Here is a 16,812-nt window from a genome sequence, read left to right as displayed (position 1 = left end):
CAGTTACTGACTTGTGAATTGGTTTGTCAACTGTCAGTGACTGACACTAACCTCCCGCGTATGACTAGTCAGACCACCGTCGAAAAGGCTTCGAAGCAGCCCCGGGACCCGCTCGGCCCCGCACCCGCCAAGGGGCTGCGCGGCCACCCCTGGCTGACGCTCTTCTCCGTGGCCATCGGCGTGATGATGGTCGCGCTCGACGGCACGATCGTCGCGATCGCCAACCCCGCGATCCAGAAGGACCTCGGCGCCTCGCTCGCCGACGTCCAGTGGATCACCAACGGCTACATGCTGGCCCTCGCCGTCTCCCTGATCACCGCGGGCAAGCTCGGTGACCGGTTCGGTCACCGCCAGACCTTCCTCATAGGCGTCGTCGGCTTCGCCGCCGCGTCGGGAGCCATCGGCTTCTCCGGCAGCGTCGTCCTGGTCATCACCTTCCGCGTGCTCCAGGGCCTCTTCGGCGCCCTGCTGATGCCCGCCGCGCTCGGCCTGCTGCGCGCCACGTTCCCGGCCGAGAAGCTGAACATGGCGATCGGCATCTGGGGCATGGTGATCGGCGCCTCGACCGCGGGCGGCCCGATCCTGGGCGGCGTGCTCGTCGAGCACGTCAGCTGGCAGTCCGTCTTCTTCATCAACGTGCCGGTCGGTGTGATCGCCCTCGTCATGGGCGCGCTGATCCTGAAGGACCACCGCGCCGAGAACGCGCCGCGCTCCTTCGACATCGCCGGCATCGTGCTGCTCTCCACGGCGATGTTCTGCCTGATCTGGGCGCTCATCAAGGGCGCGGAGTGGGGCTGGGGCGAGGCCAGGACCGTCGGCTTCCTGGTGGCCGCCGTGGTCCTGTTCGCCGGGTTCGCCCTCGTCCAGCAGCGCGTGCGTGAACCGCTGATCCCGCTGGCGATGTTCCGGTCCGTTCCGCTCTCCGCGGGCGTGGTCCTGATGGTGCTGATGGCCTTCGCCTTCATGGGCGGACTGTTCTTCGTCACCTTCTACCTGCAGAACGTGCACGGTCTGAGCCCCGTCGACAGCGGTCTGCACCTGCTGCCGCTGACCGGCATGATGATCGTCGCCTCGCCGCTCGCGGGCTTCATGATCACCAAGTTCGGACCGCGGGTCCCGCTCGTCGGCGGCATGGTGTGCACGGCGATCGCCTGCTTCGGCATGTCCCAGCTGTCCATCGGTACCGGCACCCTGACCATGTCCATCTGGTTCGGTCTGCTCGGCCTCGGCCTCGCGCCGGTGATGGTCGGCGCCACCGAGGTCATCGTCGGCAACGCCCCGATGGAGCTCTCCGGCGTCGCGGGCGGTCTGCAGCAGGCCGCCATGCAGGTCGGCGGCAGCCTCGGCACGGCGGTCCTGGGCGCGATCATGGCCGCCCGGGTCGACTCCGTACTCCCCGGCAACTGGACGGAGGCGAAGCTCCCGCCGCTGTCGGCCGAGCAGCTCGACAAGGCGTCGTCCGCCATCAAGGTCGGCATACCGCCGGTCGCCGAGGGGACCCCGCCCGACGTCGCTGGCAAGATCGTGGGCGTCGCCCACGACAGCTTCCTCTCCGGCATGAGCACGGCCTTCATGGTCGCCGGCATCGTCGCGGTGATCGCCGCGCTCGTCGCCACCCTGACCAAGCGCGGCGAGAACGCCGAGGCGGGCGCGGGAGCCGGTCACATCTGAGACCGGCCCGCACCCCGGGTGCGTCAACACAGTGCGTACAACAGCCCCGCCGGAACGTTCCGGCGGGGCTGTCGCCTATCAGGGTGGTCCTGCCCCCGGCCCCCTTCCCGATCCGTCGCGGCCCGGCTCAGGGTGGGCGTGGAAGATCCACATCAGCACGGGGGTTGATTCACATGCGTACGACCGTTGTCGCGGCCGCCCTGGCCGCCACCGCGCTCCTCCCACAGGCTCCGGCCCACGCCGCACCCGGCCGGCTCGGGGACTGCGGGACCGGCCAGCTCTGTCTCTGGGCGAAACCCGACTTCACCGGCGCCCGGCAGGTCCACGAACTCTCCACCACCGACATCGAGAGCTGCGTACCGATCGAGGCGGGCACCACCGTCCAGGCCCTGGTCAACCGCACGGGCCGGCCCGTCACCACCTACCAGTCGGCGGAGTGCGAGGAGACCGGCGAGTTCGAGACGTACCCGGGCGGCGGCACCTGGGTGCCCCGCTCCCCGTACCAGGTACGGGCCTTCAAGATCTGGGAGAACTGACCGCACACAGCGGCGCGGGGCGGCGGGACCCCTTCAGGTCCCGCCGCCCCGCGTCCGTGGTCACGTCCCTACGCGTCGCCGCCCGCCGCACCCGGGTCGGCCGCGGCCACGTCCAGGAGGTCGTAACGGTCGACCGCGGTCTTCAGCGCCGAACGGTCGATCCTGCCCTCCTTCGCGAGCTCGGTCAGCACCGCCAGGACGATCGACTGCGCGTCGATGTGGAAGAACCGGCGGGCCGCCCCGCGCGTGTCCGCGAAGCCGAAACCGTCCGCACCCAGCGACTGGTACGCCCCCGGAACCCAGCGGGAGATCTGGTCGGGCACGGACCGCATCCAGTCCGAGACCGCCACGAACGGCCCCTGCGCCCCGGACAGCTTGCGCGTCACGTACGGAACGCGCTGCTCCTCCTCGGGATGCAGCAGGTTGTACCGCTCCACGTCCACGGCCTCGCGCCGCAGCTCGTTCCAGGAGGTCGCCGACCAGACGTCCGCCTTCACGTTCCACTCGTCGGCGAGGATGCGCTGCGCCTCGACCGCCCACGGGACCGCCACGCCCGACGCCATGATCTGGGCCGGGATCGCGCCCTTCTCGCCGCTGCTGTAGCGGTAGACGCCCTTCAGGATGCCCTCGACGTCCACGTCGGCGGGCTCCGCCGGATGCTGGATCGGCTCGTTGTAGACGGTGAGGTAGTAGAAGACGTCCTCGTTCTCCTCGGGCGTCCCGCCGTACATCCTGCGCAGACCGTCCTTGACGATGTGCGCGATCTCGAACCCGAACGCCGGGTCGTACGCGACACAGCCCGGGTTCGTCGACGCGAGCAGCTGCGAGTGCCCGTCCGCGTGCTGGAGGCCCTCGCCCGTCAGCGTCGTGCGGCCGGCGGTCGCGCCCAGCACGAAGCCGCGCGCCAGCTGGTCGGCCATCTGCCAGAACTGGTCGCCCGTGCGCTGGAAACCGAACATCGAGTAGAAGACGTACACCGGGATCAGCGGCTCACCGTGCGTGGCGTACGCCGAACCCGCGGCGATCAGAGAGGCCGTGCAGCCCGCCTCCGAGATGCCGTCGTGCAGCATCTGCCCGGTCGGCGACTCCTTGTACGCGAGCAGCAGATCACGGTCCACCGACTCGTACTGCTGGCCGAGCGGGTTGTAGATCTTCGCGCTCGGGAAGAACGCGTCCATGCCGAAGGTGCGGTACTCGTCGGGCGCGATCAGCACGAAACGCTTGCCGATCTCCTTGTCCCGCATGAGTTCCTTCAGGATGCGCACGAACGCCATGGTCGTGGCGATCGACTGCTGACCCGAGCCCTTCTTCGCGGTCGCGTACACCTTGTCGTCGGGCAGCGCCAGAGGCTTCGCCCGCACCACACGGGTCGGGACGTAACCGCCCAGACCCTTGCGGCGGTCGTGCATGTACTGGATCTCCTCCGAGTCGCGGCCCGGGTGGTAGTACGGCGGGTTGCCGTCCTCCAGGTCCTTGTCCGCGATCGGAATGTGCAGCCGGTCCCGGAAGCGCTTGAGGTCCTCGGCCGTGAGCTTCTTCATCTGGTGGGTCGCGTTGCGGCCCTCGAAGTTCGGCCCCAGCGTCCAGCCCTTGACCGTCTGCGCCAGGATCACCGTCGGCTGGCCCTTGTGCGCCTTGGCCGCCGCGTACGCCGCGTAGACCTTCTTGTGGTCGTGGCCGCCACGCCCGAGGTGCAGGATCTGCTGGTCGGTCATGTCCTTGACCATGTCGCGCAGCCGCGGGTCGTCACCGAAGAAGTGCTCACGGATGTACGCACCCGTCTCGGTGGCGTACGTCTGGAACTGCCCGTCCGGCGTGGTGTTCAGCTTGTTGACCAGGATGCCCGTGCGGTCCTGCGCCAGCAGCGGGTCCCAGGAGCGGTCCCACACCAGCTTGATGACGTTCCACCCGGCCCCGCGGAACTGCGACTCCAGCTCCTGGATGACCTTGCCGTTGCCGCGCACCGGGCCGTCGAGGCGCTGCAGGTTGCAGTTGACGACGAAGGTCAGGTTGTCCAGACCCTCGCGGGCCGCGATCGAGAGCTGGCCGAGCGACTCCGGCTCGTCCATCTCGCCGTCGCCCAGATACGCCCAGACGTGCGAATCGGAGGTGTCGGCGATGCCGCGCGCCTCCATGTAGCGGTTCATCCGCGCCTGGTAGATCGCGCCGAGCGGGCCGAGACCCATCGACACGGTCGGGAACTCCCAGAAGTCCGGCATCAGCCGCGGGTGCGGATAGCTGGACAGGCCGTTCGGCGCCTTCGACTTCTCCTGGCGGAAGGCGTCGAGCTGCGCCTCGCTCAGCCGGTCCAGCAGGTAGGCGCGGGCGTAGATGCCGGGGGACGCGTGCCCCTGGAAGAAGATCTGGTCGCCGCCCCGGCCGTCGTCCTTGCCGCGGAAGAAGTGGTTGAAGCCCACGTCGTACAGCGAGGCGGAGGAGGCGAACGTGGCGATGTGACCGCCCACGCCGATCCCCGGGCGCTGCGCGCGCGACACCATCACGGCCGCGTTCCAGCGGGTCGCGTTGAGGACCTTGCGCTCGATCTCCTCGTCGCCGGGGAAGAACGGCTCGTCCTTCGTGGCGATCGTGTTCACGTAGTCCGTGCTGCGCATCTCCGGCACGGCGACACGCTTCTCGCGCGCGCGCTCGATGAGCCGGAGCATGAGGTAGCGGGCCCGCTCACGGCCTCGCTCGTCGACGGCGGCGTCGAGTGAGTCGAGCCATTCCTGGGTCTCTTCGGGATCGAAGTCCGGGACCTGACTCGGAAGGCCGCCAATGATGATCGGATTGCGATCGGATCCGGAAGCCACGCTGTTCCTTCGCTGTCGGTGCTGCTCTACGGGGCCTGGTCACGGGAGGCGTGCCCCCGGGATGTCTGCGCGTACGCCATCCCATCGTGTACCGCGAGGACGCGAAACGTCATCTCTACCGAAAGGTAACCGCAGGCGTTCGCGAAGCCGGCTCCCGGGCGGACGCACGGGCCGCGCCGGAGCGGGTACACGCGTGTCCGGCCGGTCGGGGGACGGGCGGGACGGCCGGACAGGAGACGTGGGGCAGGATGGGACGGGCCAAACCGCAACCATACGCCCAAGGGGTCCAAGCGCTCCCAAATGCTGTTCGACTCCGAATGCCGGACCGAAACCGCATAAGCTGTTCAAGGACGTAAAGGGTGTGGACGGCAGCGCCGGCTCCCGCGAGGGGCCCGCCGACACCGCGGCGACGTGGCAGGGAACGTCACCGTTTAGGCGGTCTCGTACGCTGGGTACTTGCGCGATCCGCCACTCCCGTGTGGACTACGGCCAACGCCCCGCGCACGCGCGTGGCTGAAGCTTTTTCCGAAACATGATCAGGAGGCAACCCGTGAGCGCGACCGCGGACCACGCGGAGGAGCGGACCAACCCGGCAGCACGCCTGGGGTTCGAGCCCGGACAGGTGGTCCAGGAGATCGGCTACGACGACGACGTCGAGCTGGAGCTCCGTGAGGGCATTGAGGCCACTACCGGCCAGGAACTCGTCGATGAGGAGTACGACGACGTCGCAGACGTCGTCCTGCTCTGGTTCCGCGACGAGGACGGCGACCTTACGGACGCGCTGGTGGATGCCATTGGTCTGCTCGAGGACGGCGGTACGGTCTGGCTGATGACGCCGAAGACCGGCCGTGACGGATACGTCGAGCCGAGCGATATCAACGAGGCTGCCCAGACAGCCGGTCTCGCCCAGACCAAGAGCATCAGTGCGGGCAAGGACTGGACGGGCAGCCGTCTGGTCACGCCGAAGGCGGCCAAGACCAGGCGCTGAACCGCACCTCCCCCCATGAAGGCCCCCGACGGCGTCACGCCGTCCGGGGCCTTCGTACATTCCCCCGCACATTCCCCCGCACGTCCGCGGGAAGCTTCCCGGGTGCCGCCCGCCCGCCCGGCGCCTCTGCGTAGGGTGGGAGTCACCCGGACAGCCCAGCCCGGTGACGTAGCGAAGGGACGCGTTTTCATGGCGATCGAGGTCGGCACCAAGGCCCCGGATTTCGAGCTGAAGGACAACCACGGCCGGACCGTGAAGCTCTCGGACTTCCGCGGTGAGAAGAACGTGGTGCTGCTGTTCTACCCGTTCGCCTTCACCGGCGTCTGCACGGGCGAGCTCTGCGCGCTCCGCGACGAGCTGCCCGCCTTCGAGAACGACGACACGCAGCTGATCGCCGTCTCCAACGACTCCATCCACACCCTGCGCGTCTTCGCCGAGCAGGAGGGCCTCGAGTACCCGCTCGTCTCGGACTTCTGGCCGCACGGCGAGACCTCGCGCGCGTACGGCGTCTTCGACGAGGACAAGGGGTGCGCGGTGCGCGGGACCTTCATCATCGACAAGGAGGGCGTGGTGCGCTGGACGGTCGTCAACGGCCTGCCCGACGCGCGCGACCTCGACGAGTACATCAAGGCGCTCGGCGCCCTCTGATCCGAGATCCGGCGGATCTCCGCGCGACCCCCGGCCAAAAGCCTGTTTTGGCCGGGAACCGGTCACTAGGATCCAGTCGTTGATCGGATGCCAACACGACCTGGAGGCGCCGGCACCGGCCGGCCCCCAAAGAAACCAATGGGAGGACTCGTGGGAGTCAGCCTCAGCAAGGGCGGCAACGTCTCGCTGACCAAGGCCGCGCCCAACCTGACCGCGGTCATCGTGGGTCTGGGCTGGGACGCCCGTACCACCACCGGCGGAGACTTCGACCTCGACGCCAGCGCCCTGCTGACGAACGCCGAGGGCAAGGTCGGCAACGACGGCAACTTCGTCTTCTTCAACAACCTCAAGAGCCCCGACGGCTCCGTCGAGCACACCGGTGACAACCTCACCGGTGAGGGCGAGGGCGACGACGAGGTCATCAAGGTGAACCTGGCCGGCGTCCCGGCCGACGTCGACAAGGTCGTCTTCCCGGTCTCGATCTACGAGGCCGAGTCCCGCCAGCAGAGCTTCGGCCAGGTGCGCAACGCGTACATCCGCGTGGTCAACCAGGCCGACAACACCGAGCTCGCGCGCTACGACCTCAGCGAGGACGCCTCCACGGAGACCGCCATGGTCTTCGGCGAGCTGTACCGCAACGGTGCGGAGTGGAAGTTCCGCGCCATCGGCCAGGGCTACGCCTCGGGGCTGCGCGGCATCGCGCAGGACTTCGGCGTCAACGTCTAGCAAGCCGCGTCCGGGGCCTCGGTCCCGGACAGGCCTTCAGCACGTCCCGTCCGGCGCCGCACAGCTGTGCGGCGCCGGACGCGCTCAGCAGACGGATCCGCCGGCTCATCACCGGTTCATCGACTCGGGGAGGACACAGCATGGGCGTCACGCTCGCCAAGGGAGGCAATGTCTCCCTCTCCAAGGCCGCACCCAATCTCACCCAGGTGCTCATCGGGCTCGGCTGGGACGCACGATCCACCACGGGGGCGGACTTCGACCTCGACGCCAGCGCACTGCTGTGCCAGTCGGGCCGGGTGCTCGGCGACGAATGGTTCGTGTTCTACAACAACCTCACGAGCCCCGACGGTTCCGTCGAGCACACCGGTGACAACCTCACGGGTGAGGGCGAGGGCGACGACGAGTCGGTCATCGTGAACCTCAACCAGGTGCCGGCCCACTGCGACAAGATCGTGTTCCCGGTCTCCATCCACGAGGCCGACAATCGCGGGCAGACGTTCGGCCAGGTCAGCAACGCGTTCATCCGTGTGGTCAATCAGGCCGACGGTCAGGAACTCGCGCGCTACGACCTCAGCGAGGACGCCTCCACGGAGACCGCGATGATCTTCGGCGAGCTCTACCGCTACAACGGCGAGTGGAAGTTCCGTGCAGTGGGGCAGGGGTACGCGTCGGGACTCCGGGGCATCGCTCTAGACTTCGGGGTCAACGTTTCGTAAAGCCGCGCACGGCGCGGGGGAGCCCCGGGCAAGTCGGGGGAGACCCTTACACACATGATGGGGTAGCCAGTGGTGCTGAAAACCTTCGGCTGGTCGTTCGCGATTACCGCGATCGGTCTGGTCGCAGCGTGGTTCTACGGGGGGTGGGAAGCCTTCGGAGTGGTGGCGATCCTTTCCGTCCTGGAGATCTCGCTGTCCTTCGACAACGCGGTGATCAACGCCGGAATCCTGAAGAAGATGAGTGCCTTCTGGCAGAAGATCTTCCTCACGGTCGGCGTTCTCATCGCGGTCTTCGGTATGCGACTGGTGTTCCCCGTCGTGATCGTGGCCATCACAGCCAAGCTGGGACCGATCGAGGCAATCGATCTTTCCTTCAACGACCCGGACCAGTACAAGCAACTGGTCACCGACGCCCACCCGGCGATCGCCGCCTTCGGTGGCATGTTCCTGCTCATGATCTTCCTCGACTTCATCTTCGAGGACCGTGACATCCAGTGGCTGCGCTGGATCGAGCGCCCGCTCGCCAAGCTCGGCAAGGTCGACATGCTGTCGGTCTGCATCGCGCTGATCGTCCTGCTGATCTCCGCCCTGACCTTCGCGACCCAGGCGCACCAGCACGGCGGCGGCCACGCGGACAAGGCCGAGACGGTCCTGCTCGCGGGTATCGCGGGTCTGATCACGTACCTCGTCGTCGGCGGTCTCTCCGGCTACTTCGAGAACAAGCTCGAAGAGGAGGAGGAACGGGAGCACGAGGCGGAGGAAGAGGCCAGGCGGACCGGCAAGAAGATCTCCGCCGTCGCGCTCTCCGGCAAGGCCGCGTTCTTCATGTTCCTCTACCTGGAAGTGCTCGACGCGTCCTTCTCGTTCGACGGTGTCATCGGCGCCTTCGCGATCACCAACGAGATCGTGCTGATGGCCCTGGGCCTCGGTATCGGCGCCATGTACGTCCGTTCGCTCACGGTCTACCTGGTCCGCCAGGGCACCCTGGACGACTACGTCTACCTGGAGCACGGCGCGCACTACGCGATCGGCGCCCTGGCGGTCATCCTGCTCGTCACGATCCAGTACGAGATCCACGAGCTCATCACGGGTTCCGTCGGCATCATCCTGATCGGCTGGTCCTTCTGGTCCTCGGTCCGCCGCAACAAGGCGATCGCGGCCGAAGGCGGCGAAAACAGCAAGGAAGTCTCCGCCGGGGTGTGACCCGGCAGGGAATGAGGAACGCTCTCTGCGGGGCGGCTCGTACGGCATCGGTTCGGGGTACACCCGGATCCGGCCCGGAGCCGCCCCGCAGCGGTGCGTGCGTCGCACGTGCCGTGCGACCGGGGCCGATATGCGTGGGGGTTGGGGATGGCGTTCTGGAACAGCCTGTGGCCGGGGCGGGAGGCCCAGTTCGAGTCGGGCAGCGCGGCCACCAACTCCATCGTGCTCTCCCGGCGGCACGCGACGGTCTCACTCACCAAGCAGGGAGCGCTGACCGGCAATCTCCGGGTCAACCTCTCCTGGCAGATGCGTACGTCCGACATCGGGGGCCGGTCCCGGCAGAGCGGGCGGCTGCTGCGGCCGCTGAAGCTGTTCCAGCCCGACGTGGTCCAGGCGCACACCCAGGGGGTGGCCAACGTCGACCTGGACCTGGGCTGCATGTACGAGCTGACGGACGGCACCAAGGGTGTGGTGCAGCCGCTCGGCAATCTGCTCGGCGATCTGAACGGGCCGCCCTACATCAAGCTCAGCGGGGACGACCGCTTCGGTTCGGCGTCCGGGGAGACCGTCTACGTCAACCTCGACCAGCGCGAGCAGATCAAGCGCATGCTGTTCTTCGTCTACATCTACGACCAGACCCCGGCCTTCGACCGTACGCACGCGAAGGTGACGCTCTACCCGGGCAACGGGCCGCGCATCGAGATCGAGCTGGAGGAACGGGCCCCGCAGGCCCGTTCCTGCGCCGTGTTCACGCTGGAGAACGTCAAGGATGAGCTGATCGTGCGGCGCGAGGTGAAGTTCGTGTACGGGTTCCAGTCGGAGCTGGACCGGCTGTACGGGTACGGCATGCAGTGGGGGCGCGGCTACAAGAACAAGAGCCGTGCGTGAGCCGGGCGGCGCTCTGGGCCGGGGCCGTCCGGCGGATGAGGGCCGGGGGGCAGGTCAGGGCCGTATGAACTGCGGCCCCTGCGGCGGCAGGACGAAATTCGGGTCAGGCGCGTGTGCTGCCGCCGCCGCGGGCTGCGGATAGCCGTAGGCGGGCTGCGCGGACGCCGGCTGCGGGTAGCCGTAGCCGGACCCCGGTCCCGGCGCCCCAGGGGCCGCAGCGGGCTGCGGATAGCCGTACGCCGGCTGCTGGTGCTGGACGGTGGCCTGCGCGTCGGGGCCGGGAGCCGGCGCGGGCGGGAAGGCGGGCGCGGGCGGAGGCGTCGGGCCGGGCTCGTCGGCGGCCTCCGACTCGTCCACCGAGATGCCGAAGGCGGTCGCGAGACCGATGAGACCGGTCGGGTACCCCTGGCCCACGGCCCGGAATTTCCAGCCATCGCCGCGCCGGTACAGCTCGCCGCAGATGATCGCGGTCTCCTCGCCGGTTTCCGGCCGCACGTCGAAGACGGCGAGCGGTTCGCCGCCCGGTGCCGCGGCGTCGTACAGGAGGATGCGCAGATCGCGCACGTGCTCGAAGGCGGCCCCGTCGGAGGACGCGGCGATGACGACCTGGTCGACCGAGGGGTCGAGCCCGTTCAGGTCGGCCTCGATGGTGTCCGTCAGGCCCTCGGGCAGGCTCCGCTTCGGAAGCCGTCGGACCAGGCCGGAGGGGTGACGCGGCTGGTTGTAGAAGACGAAGTCCTCGTCGGAGCGCACGCGGCCGCCGGAGCCGAGCAGCAGGGCCGAGGCGTCCACATCGGGGATCCCGGCGCCCGGGGTCCAGCGCAGCACGGCCCGTACGGCCATGGCGTCGAGGGGGACGTTCGAGCCTTTCACCATCGCGTGCGTCATGCCGGTCATCCTGCCTGCTGGCTGCCCGTGCGGACAACGCGGGGGTCAAGCCGTGTCGCGGGGGAAGGCTGGAGTACGCCCCTCCGCACCCTTCGGAAGCGGCGCTAAATGGACGAGTTACCCGGAATTCATGCAGGCAGGGAACTGCCGACACCCGGCCGTACGTACTATTACCGGCCACACGTCGTCCGATCGGTCAGGCAGTACAGGGGGAATCACATGCGTCATTTCGGGCATATCGCACCGGCCGTCAGGGGCGCCCTGTTCTTCCGCGAGCCCTGCGCCTTCGACGCCGACTCGCCGGCCCCCGTCATCGCGGCCGCTCTGGGCGCCACCCTGTACAGCCCCGCCACCCGGCCCCGGCTCGCCGACGACGTCGTCAAGCAGGCCGGTCGCGGAGTCGTCTCCATGGTGTTGTGCCTGGAGGATTCGATCGAGGACTCCGAGGTGCCGGCCGCCGAGGAGAACCTGGTCAGGCAGTTCGCCGACCTCGCCGAGCGCGGCGGCGAACTGCCCCTGCTGTTCATCCGCGTCCGCGAACCGCGCCAGATCACGGACCTCGTGCGCCGGCTCGGGGAGTCCGTCCGATTGTTGTCCGGATTTGTACTTCCCAAGTTCACGCAGGAGCGCGGCATCCCCTTCATGGAGGCGCTCACCAAGGCGGAGTCGGCCTGCGGGCGGCGGCTCTTCGCCATGCCCGTGCTCGAGTCCCCCGAGCTGCTGCATCTGGAGACCCGCCAGGAGTCCCTCCAGAAGATCGCCCGCACCGTCGACACCTACCGTGACCGGGTGCTCGCCCTGCGCCTCGGCGTCACCGACTTCTGCTCCGCCTACGGACTGCGCCGCGCGCCCGACATGACGGCGTACGACGTCCGGATCGTCGGCGACGTCATCTCCGACGTGGTCAACGTGCTGGGCCGCGCGGACGGAACGGGCTTCACCATCACCGGCCCGGTCTGGGAGTACTTCAGGCTCCAGGAGCGCATGTTCAAGCCACAGCTGCGCCGCAGCCCCTTCCTGGAGGGCCGGGCGGAGGAGCTGCGCACGGCCCTGATCGAGCACGACCTGGACGGGCTGCTGCGGGAGATCGAGCTCGACCGCGCCAACGGCCTGCTCGGCAAGACCTGCATCCACCCGTCGCACGTCGCCCCCGTGCACGCACTGTCCGTGGTCAGCCACGAAGAGTTCAGCGACGCGCAGGACATCCTGCGGCCGGAGCGCGACGGTGGCGGGGTGCTGCGCTCCTCGTACACGAACAAGATGAACGAAGTGAAGCCGCACCGGGCCTGGGCCGAACGCACGCTGCGGCGGGCCGAGGTCTTCGGCGTGGCGAGGGGGGACGTCGGCTTCGTGGAACTGCTGGCGGCCGGCCTCGCGGAATGAGCGGGGAGCCCGCGCTGGTTTCCCAGGTGAGCGGGTGCGTGACCAACGGCGTTCCCGGCGAGCGGGTGCGTGACCAACGGCGTTCCCGGCGAGCGGGTGCGTGACCAACGGCGTTCCCGGCGAGCGGGTGCGTGACCAACGGCGTTCCCGGCGAGCGGGTGCGTGACAGGCCAACGGAAGGAAACGGCGAACGTGGTGTGGTCGGGTAGCTGGGTCGCGGAGCGGCTGGGCGTCGAGCTGGTGGGCGACGGAGAGCTCCGTGAGCTGCTGGGCCTCGCCCTGCGGCGCAACCCCAAGCGGGCGCATCTGCTCGTGTCCAACGTGCTCGGCAAGCACGTGCCGCAGCGGCCTTCGGTCGTGTACGGCGCCGGCTTCGAGCTCGGCCGCCGGGTGGGCGAGCTGCTCGGTGAGGAGGGGGCGCGGAACGCCGTCGTGCTCGGCTACGCGGAGACGGCCACCGGCCTCGGCCACGCCGTCGCCGACGGGCTCGGACCGGCCCCCTACCTCCACTCGACGCGGCGCCCCGTCGAGGGCGTGGCGCGGGCGGGCGGCTTCGAGGAGTCGCACTCGCACGCCACCTCGCACCTGCTGCTGCCGGAGGATCCGGACCTGCTGACGGGCGACGCGGGCGCGACCCTGGTCCTCGTGGACGACGAGTTCTCCACCGGCAACACCGTCCTCAACACCATTCGCGCCCTGCACGAGCGCTACCCCCGCAAGCACTACGTCATCGTGGCCCTGGTCGACATGCGTACACCGGACGACCGCGGGCGGCTCGCGGAGTTCGCCGAGGAGATCGGCGCCCGGATCGACCTGGTGGCGAGGAACTCGGGCACGGTCCGCCTGCCGGAAGGGGTCCTGGAGAAGGGCCAGAAGCTCGTCGCCGAGTACGAAGCGGCCCAGCGGGCCGCGCAGGCCCCGGCGGGGCTGCCCGGGGGAGAGGCGCGGGCCACGCAGGCCCCGGCGGGGCGGCCCGGGGGAGAGGCGCAGGCGCGGGGCGACGTGCCCCCTGCCGTCCCCCACACCCGGATCGACCTCCAGTGGCCCGCGGGGCTGCCCGACGGCGGCCGGCACGGCTTCACCCCCGCGCACCGCGCCCTCCTGGAGACCGCGCTCCCCGACATGGCCGACAGAATTGCGGCAGCCGTGGGCGAGCACGCCCGCCGCGTCCTGGTCCTCGGCTTCGAGGAGCTGATGTACGCGCCCCTGCGCCTGGGCACCGCCCTGGAGGAGCGCATCGACGCCGAGGTCCGCTACTCCACCACCACCCGCTCCCCGGTCCTCGCCGTGGACGACCCGGGCTATGCGATACGCACCCGGCTGGTCTTCCCCGCCCATGACGACCCGGCCGACGGCCCGGGCGACCGCTACGCGTACAACGTCGCGGGCGGCGGCTTCGACGCCGTGGTCCTCGTCGTCGACTCCACCGCCGACACCCCCGCCCTGCACGGCCCCGGCGGCCTGGTCGGGCAGCTCGCCCCGCACACCGCCCACGTCCTGCTGGCGGTCGTCCCCTCGTACGTACCGTCCGGGGCCGTCCCCGCCGGGCCGCCACCGGCACACACCCCCCACCGGCAGGAAGAAGCCTCCATGCTGCCCGAGCCCCTCCGTGGCCCCGCCTTCTCCTCCTACGCCCCGGACGAGGTCGGCTGGCTGCTCCAGGACCTGTCGGACACCGAGCTGGAGGCGCCCACCGAGGAGCGCGAGGAGGCGATACAGAGCGGCGGCGCGCACTACGCCGAGTCGCTGCCCGTCGAGTACCAGCCGTCCGATGCGTACCAAGACCTGTTCAAGGCGGCCCTGGACCTGTCCGCGGCGCGCATCGCCCGCGCCGTCGGCACCGTCACCGAGACGGTCCTCGCCGAGCGCGGCCCCCGCCCCGTGCTCGTCTCGCTGGCCCGGGCCGGCACCCCCGTCGGCGTACTGATGCGCCGCTGGGCCCAGCTCCGGCACGGCATCGACCTGCCGCACTACGCCGTCTCGATCGTGCGCGGCCGCGGCATCGACGCCAACGCCCTGCGCTGGCTGGCCGCCCACCACGACCCGGCCGACGTCGTCTTCGTCGACGGCTGGACCGGCAAGGGCGCCATCACCCGCGAACTCGCCGCGGCCGTAGCCGAGTTCGAGGAAGCCGACGGGATCGACGGCTTCAACCCGGAGATCGCGGTCCTCGCCGATCCGGGCGGCTGCGTCCGCACGTACGGCACCCGCGAGGACTTCCTGATCCCGTCCGCATGCCTCAACTCCACGGTCTCCGGGCTGATCTCACGTACGGTCCTGCGCTCCGACCTCGTGGGGCCCGACGACTTCCACGGCGCGAAGTTCTACCGGGAGCTCGCCGGATCCGATGTCTCCGGCCACTTCCTCGACACCGTCACCGACCGGTTCGGCGAGGTCGCCGACGCCGTGGACGCCGAGGTCAAGGAACTGCTCACCGCCGACCGCGCCCCCACCTGGGAGGGCTGGGCCGCGGTGGAACGGATCAGCGAGGAGCACGGCATCCACGACGTGAACCTCGTCAAGCCGGGGGTCGGCGAGACGACCCGCGTCCTTCTGCGCCGCGTCCCGTGGAAGATCCTCGCCAAGCGCGGCGCCGGCGCCGACCTGGAGCACATCAGGCTGCTGGCGCAGCAGCGCGGCGTTCCGGTCGAGGAGGTCGACGAACTCCCCTACACCTGCGTCGGGTTGATCCACCCGAAGTACACGCGCGGCGCGACGGGCGCGGACGGCCGGGCGGTGGAGACCAAGTGAGCACCCCCCTGGCTCTGGTCGCCAGCGACCTCGACCGCACCCTCATCTACTCGACGGCCGCCCTCCAGCTCACGATGCCGGACGCCGAGGCCCCCCGACTGCTCTGCGTCGAGGTGTACGACGGGAAACCCCTCTCGTACGTCACGGAGGCGGCCGCGGCCCTGCTCGACGAGCTGACGCGCTCGGCGTCCACGGTCTTCGTACCGACGACGACCCGCACCCGCGAGCAGTACCACCGCATTCATCTCCCGGGCGCCGCAGCCGAGTTCGCGATCTGCGCCAACGGCGGGCACATCCTGGTGGACGGCGTGTCCGACCGCGACTGGCAGCGCGCCGTGGCCGGCAGGCTGGCCGAGGAGTGCGCCACGCTCGACGAGGTCCGCACGCATCTCGTCGCCGCCGCCGACCCCGCCTGGCTGCTCAAGGAGCGGGTCGCCGAAGACCTCTTCGCCTACCTCGTCGTCGACCGGGCCCTGCTCCCCGCGGACTGGACGAAGGAGCTCGCCGCGTGGGCGGAGCCGCGAGGCTGGACCGTCTCGCTCCAGGGACGCAAGATCTACGTCGTGCCGCGTCCGCTCACGAAGAGCGCGGCGATGCGTGAGGTGGCCCGCCGCACCGGCGCCACGCTCACCCTGGCCGCCGGCGACTCCCTCCTCGACGCCGACCTGCTGCTCGCCGCCGACCGCGGCTGGCGCCCCGGCCACGGCGAACTGGCCGACGCGGGCTGGAACTCCCCGCACGTGGAGGTGACCGCCGAGAGCGGCGTGGCGGCGGGCGAGGAGATCCTGCGCCGCTTCCTCGACGCCACCGGGCCGCGCACGCCGGCCGCCGACGCGCCGTGACAGGGGCTCGAACAGGCCGGGCCCGGCGACTAAAGTCACCGCGTCCCCGCCCGTCGGCGGAGCACTCGGCCGAGCGGGAAGTGGTGCGATGACCAAGGGCAACCAAACCAGGATCACGGACGAGCTGTACGCGTACATGCTGGCCCACAACCCGCCGCTGGACGCGGTGCAGCGCGAGCTCGTCGAGACCACGTACGCCAAGCTCCCCGACCACGCCGGCATGCAGTCGGCCGAGGAACAGGGCCCGTTGCTCGCCTTCCTCGTACGGCTGACCGGGGCCCGGCACATCGTCGAGGTCGGGACCTTCACCGGGTTCTCCGCCCTCGCGATGGCCCAGGCGCTGCCCACCGACGGACGGCTGATCGCCTGCGACATCTCGGAGGAGTGGACCGCCTACGGCCGTGAGGCCTGGGCGAAGGCCGGCGTCGCCGACCGGATCGACCTGCGGATCGCCCCGGCTCTCGACACCCTGCGGGCCATGCCCGCCGAGCCGCACATCGACTTCGCCTACCTGGACGCGGACAAGGGCAACTACATCGCGTACTGGGAGGAACTGGTGCCCCGGATGCGCCAGGGCGGCCTCATCACCACCGACAACGTGCTCTTCCACGGCGGCGTGACGGACCCGCGGGCGACCGGGGCGACAGCGGCCATCCAGGAGTTCAACAACCACGTGTCCGCCGACCCGCGGATGGACAGCGTGCTGCTCACGGTGTCGGACGGACTGACGCTGTCGCGCAAGCGGTGACCGCCGCGCCGGCG

At 69.8% G+C, this 16,812-nt stretch carries 14 protein-coding genes; 12 read left to right on the top strand and 2 right to left on the bottom strand.

Annotation, left to right across the window (positions count from 1 at the left end):
- Positions 1-60 precede the first annotated feature (60 nt).
- Positions 61-1,671 (top strand): MFS transporter, encoded by a 1,611-nt coding sequence (locus E6R60_RS04395; RefSeq protein WP_136325069.1) that lies wholly within the window; start codon positions 61-63, stop codon positions 1,669-1,671.
- Positions 1,672-1,844: 173 nt separating this feature from the next.
- Positions 1,845-2,207: a peptidase inhibitor family I36 protein gene (locus E6R60_RS04390; protein ID WP_136325068.1), complete on the top strand. Its 363-nt coding sequence runs from the start codon at positions 1,845-1,847 to the stop codon at positions 2,205-2,207.
- Between the two features lie 68 nt (positions 2,208-2,275).
- Here the strand turns inward: E6R60_RS04390 and aceE are convergent, their stop codons facing one another.
- A complete protein-coding gene (aceE, locus tag E6R60_RS04385; protein ID WP_136325067.1) occupies positions 2,276-5,017 on the bottom strand; it encodes a pyruvate dehydrogenase (acetyl-transferring), homodimeric type in 2,742 nt (913 codons plus the stop codon).
- Positions 5,018-5,567: 550 nt separating this feature from the next.
- On the opposite strand from aceE, the gene E6R60_RS04380 reads away from it, so the two are divergent.
- From E6R60_RS04380 to E6R60_RS04355, 6 genes are all read left to right on the top strand, one after another.
- Positions 5,568-6,005 carry a DUF3052 domain-containing protein gene (locus E6R60_RS04380; RefSeq protein ID WP_136325066.1) on the top strand — a complete coding sequence of 146 codons (438 nt, stop codon included), beginning with the start codon at positions 5,568-5,570 and terminating at the stop codon, positions 6,003-6,005.
- A gap of 189 nt (positions 6,006-6,194) precedes the next feature.
- Positions 6,195-6,653 carry a peroxiredoxin gene (locus E6R60_RS04375; protein ID WP_136325065.1) on the top strand — a complete coding sequence of 153 codons (459 nt, stop codon included), beginning with the start codon at positions 6,195-6,197 and terminating at the stop codon, positions 6,651-6,653.
- A gap of 150 nt (positions 6,654-6,803) precedes the next feature.
- Complete coding sequence (locus E6R60_RS04370) at positions 6,804-7,379, top strand: TerD family protein (protein WP_136325064.1); 576 nt, start codon at positions 6,804-6,806, stop codon at positions 7,377-7,379.
- 140 nt (positions 7,380-7,519) lie between these two features.
- Positions 7,520-8,095, top strand: a complete 576-nt coding sequence (locus E6R60_RS04365; protein ID WP_136325063.1) for a TerD family protein — start codon at positions 7,520-7,522, stop codon at positions 8,093-8,095.
- Between the two features lie 69 nt (positions 8,096-8,164).
- Positions 8,165-9,298: a DUF475 domain-containing protein gene (locus tag E6R60_RS04360; RefSeq protein WP_136325062.1), complete on the top strand. Its 1,134-nt coding sequence runs from the start codon at positions 8,165-8,167 to the stop codon at positions 9,296-9,298.
- A gap of 147 nt (positions 9,299-9,445) precedes the next feature.
- Positions 9,446-10,186 carry a Tellurium resistance gene (locus tag E6R60_RS04355; RefSeq protein ID WP_136325061.1) on the top strand — a complete coding sequence of 247 codons (741 nt, stop codon included), beginning with the start codon at positions 9,446-9,448 and terminating at the stop codon, positions 10,184-10,186.
- 54 nt (positions 10,187-10,240) lie between these two features.
- Here E6R60_RS04355 and E6R60_RS04350 read toward each other — a convergent pair whose 3' ends face one another.
- Positions 10,241-11,074: a TerD family protein gene (locus tag E6R60_RS04350; RefSeq protein WP_136325060.1), complete on the bottom strand. Its 834-nt coding sequence runs from the start codon at positions 11,072-11,074 to the stop codon at positions 10,241-10,243.
- 219 nt (positions 11,075-11,293) lie between these two features.
- Here E6R60_RS04350 and E6R60_RS04345 point away from each other — a divergent pair, with 219 nt between their 5' ends.
- The 4 genes from E6R60_RS04345 (at position 11,294) to E6R60_RS04330 (ending at position 16,798) form a co-directional block, all read left to right on the top strand.
- On the top strand, positions 11,294-12,457 hold the full coding sequence (locus E6R60_RS04345) for an HpcH/HpaI aldolase/citrate lyase family protein (RefSeq protein ID WP_136325059.1): 1,164 nt from the start codon (positions 11,294-11,296) through the stop codon (positions 12,455-12,457).
- 192 nt (positions 12,458-12,649) lie between these two features.
- A complete protein-coding gene (locus E6R60_RS04340; protein WP_136325058.1) occupies positions 12,650-15,208 on the top strand; it encodes a phosphoribosyltransferase in 2,559 nt (852 codons plus the stop codon).
- A 74-nt stretch (positions 15,209-15,282) separates the two neighbouring features.
- Positions 15,283-16,050 carry an HAD family hydrolase gene (locus E6R60_RS04335; RefSeq protein WP_240802417.1) on the top strand — a complete coding sequence of 256 codons (768 nt, stop codon included), beginning with the start codon at positions 15,283-15,285 and terminating at the stop codon, positions 16,048-16,050.
- An 88-nt stretch (positions 16,051-16,138) separates the two neighbouring features.
- Entirely contained in the window at positions 16,139-16,798 is a 660-nt protein-coding gene (locus tag E6R60_RS04330) for a class I SAM-dependent methyltransferase (RefSeq protein WP_136325056.1), read from the top strand.
- Positions 16,799-16,812 lie beyond the last annotated feature (14 nt).

Source organism: Streptomyces sp. A0642 (assembly GCF_004795105.1).
GTDB lineage: Bacteria > Actinomycetota > Actinomycetes > Streptomycetales > Streptomycetaceae > Streptomyces.
This window is presented reverse-complemented; position numbering and strand designations above follow the sequence as displayed.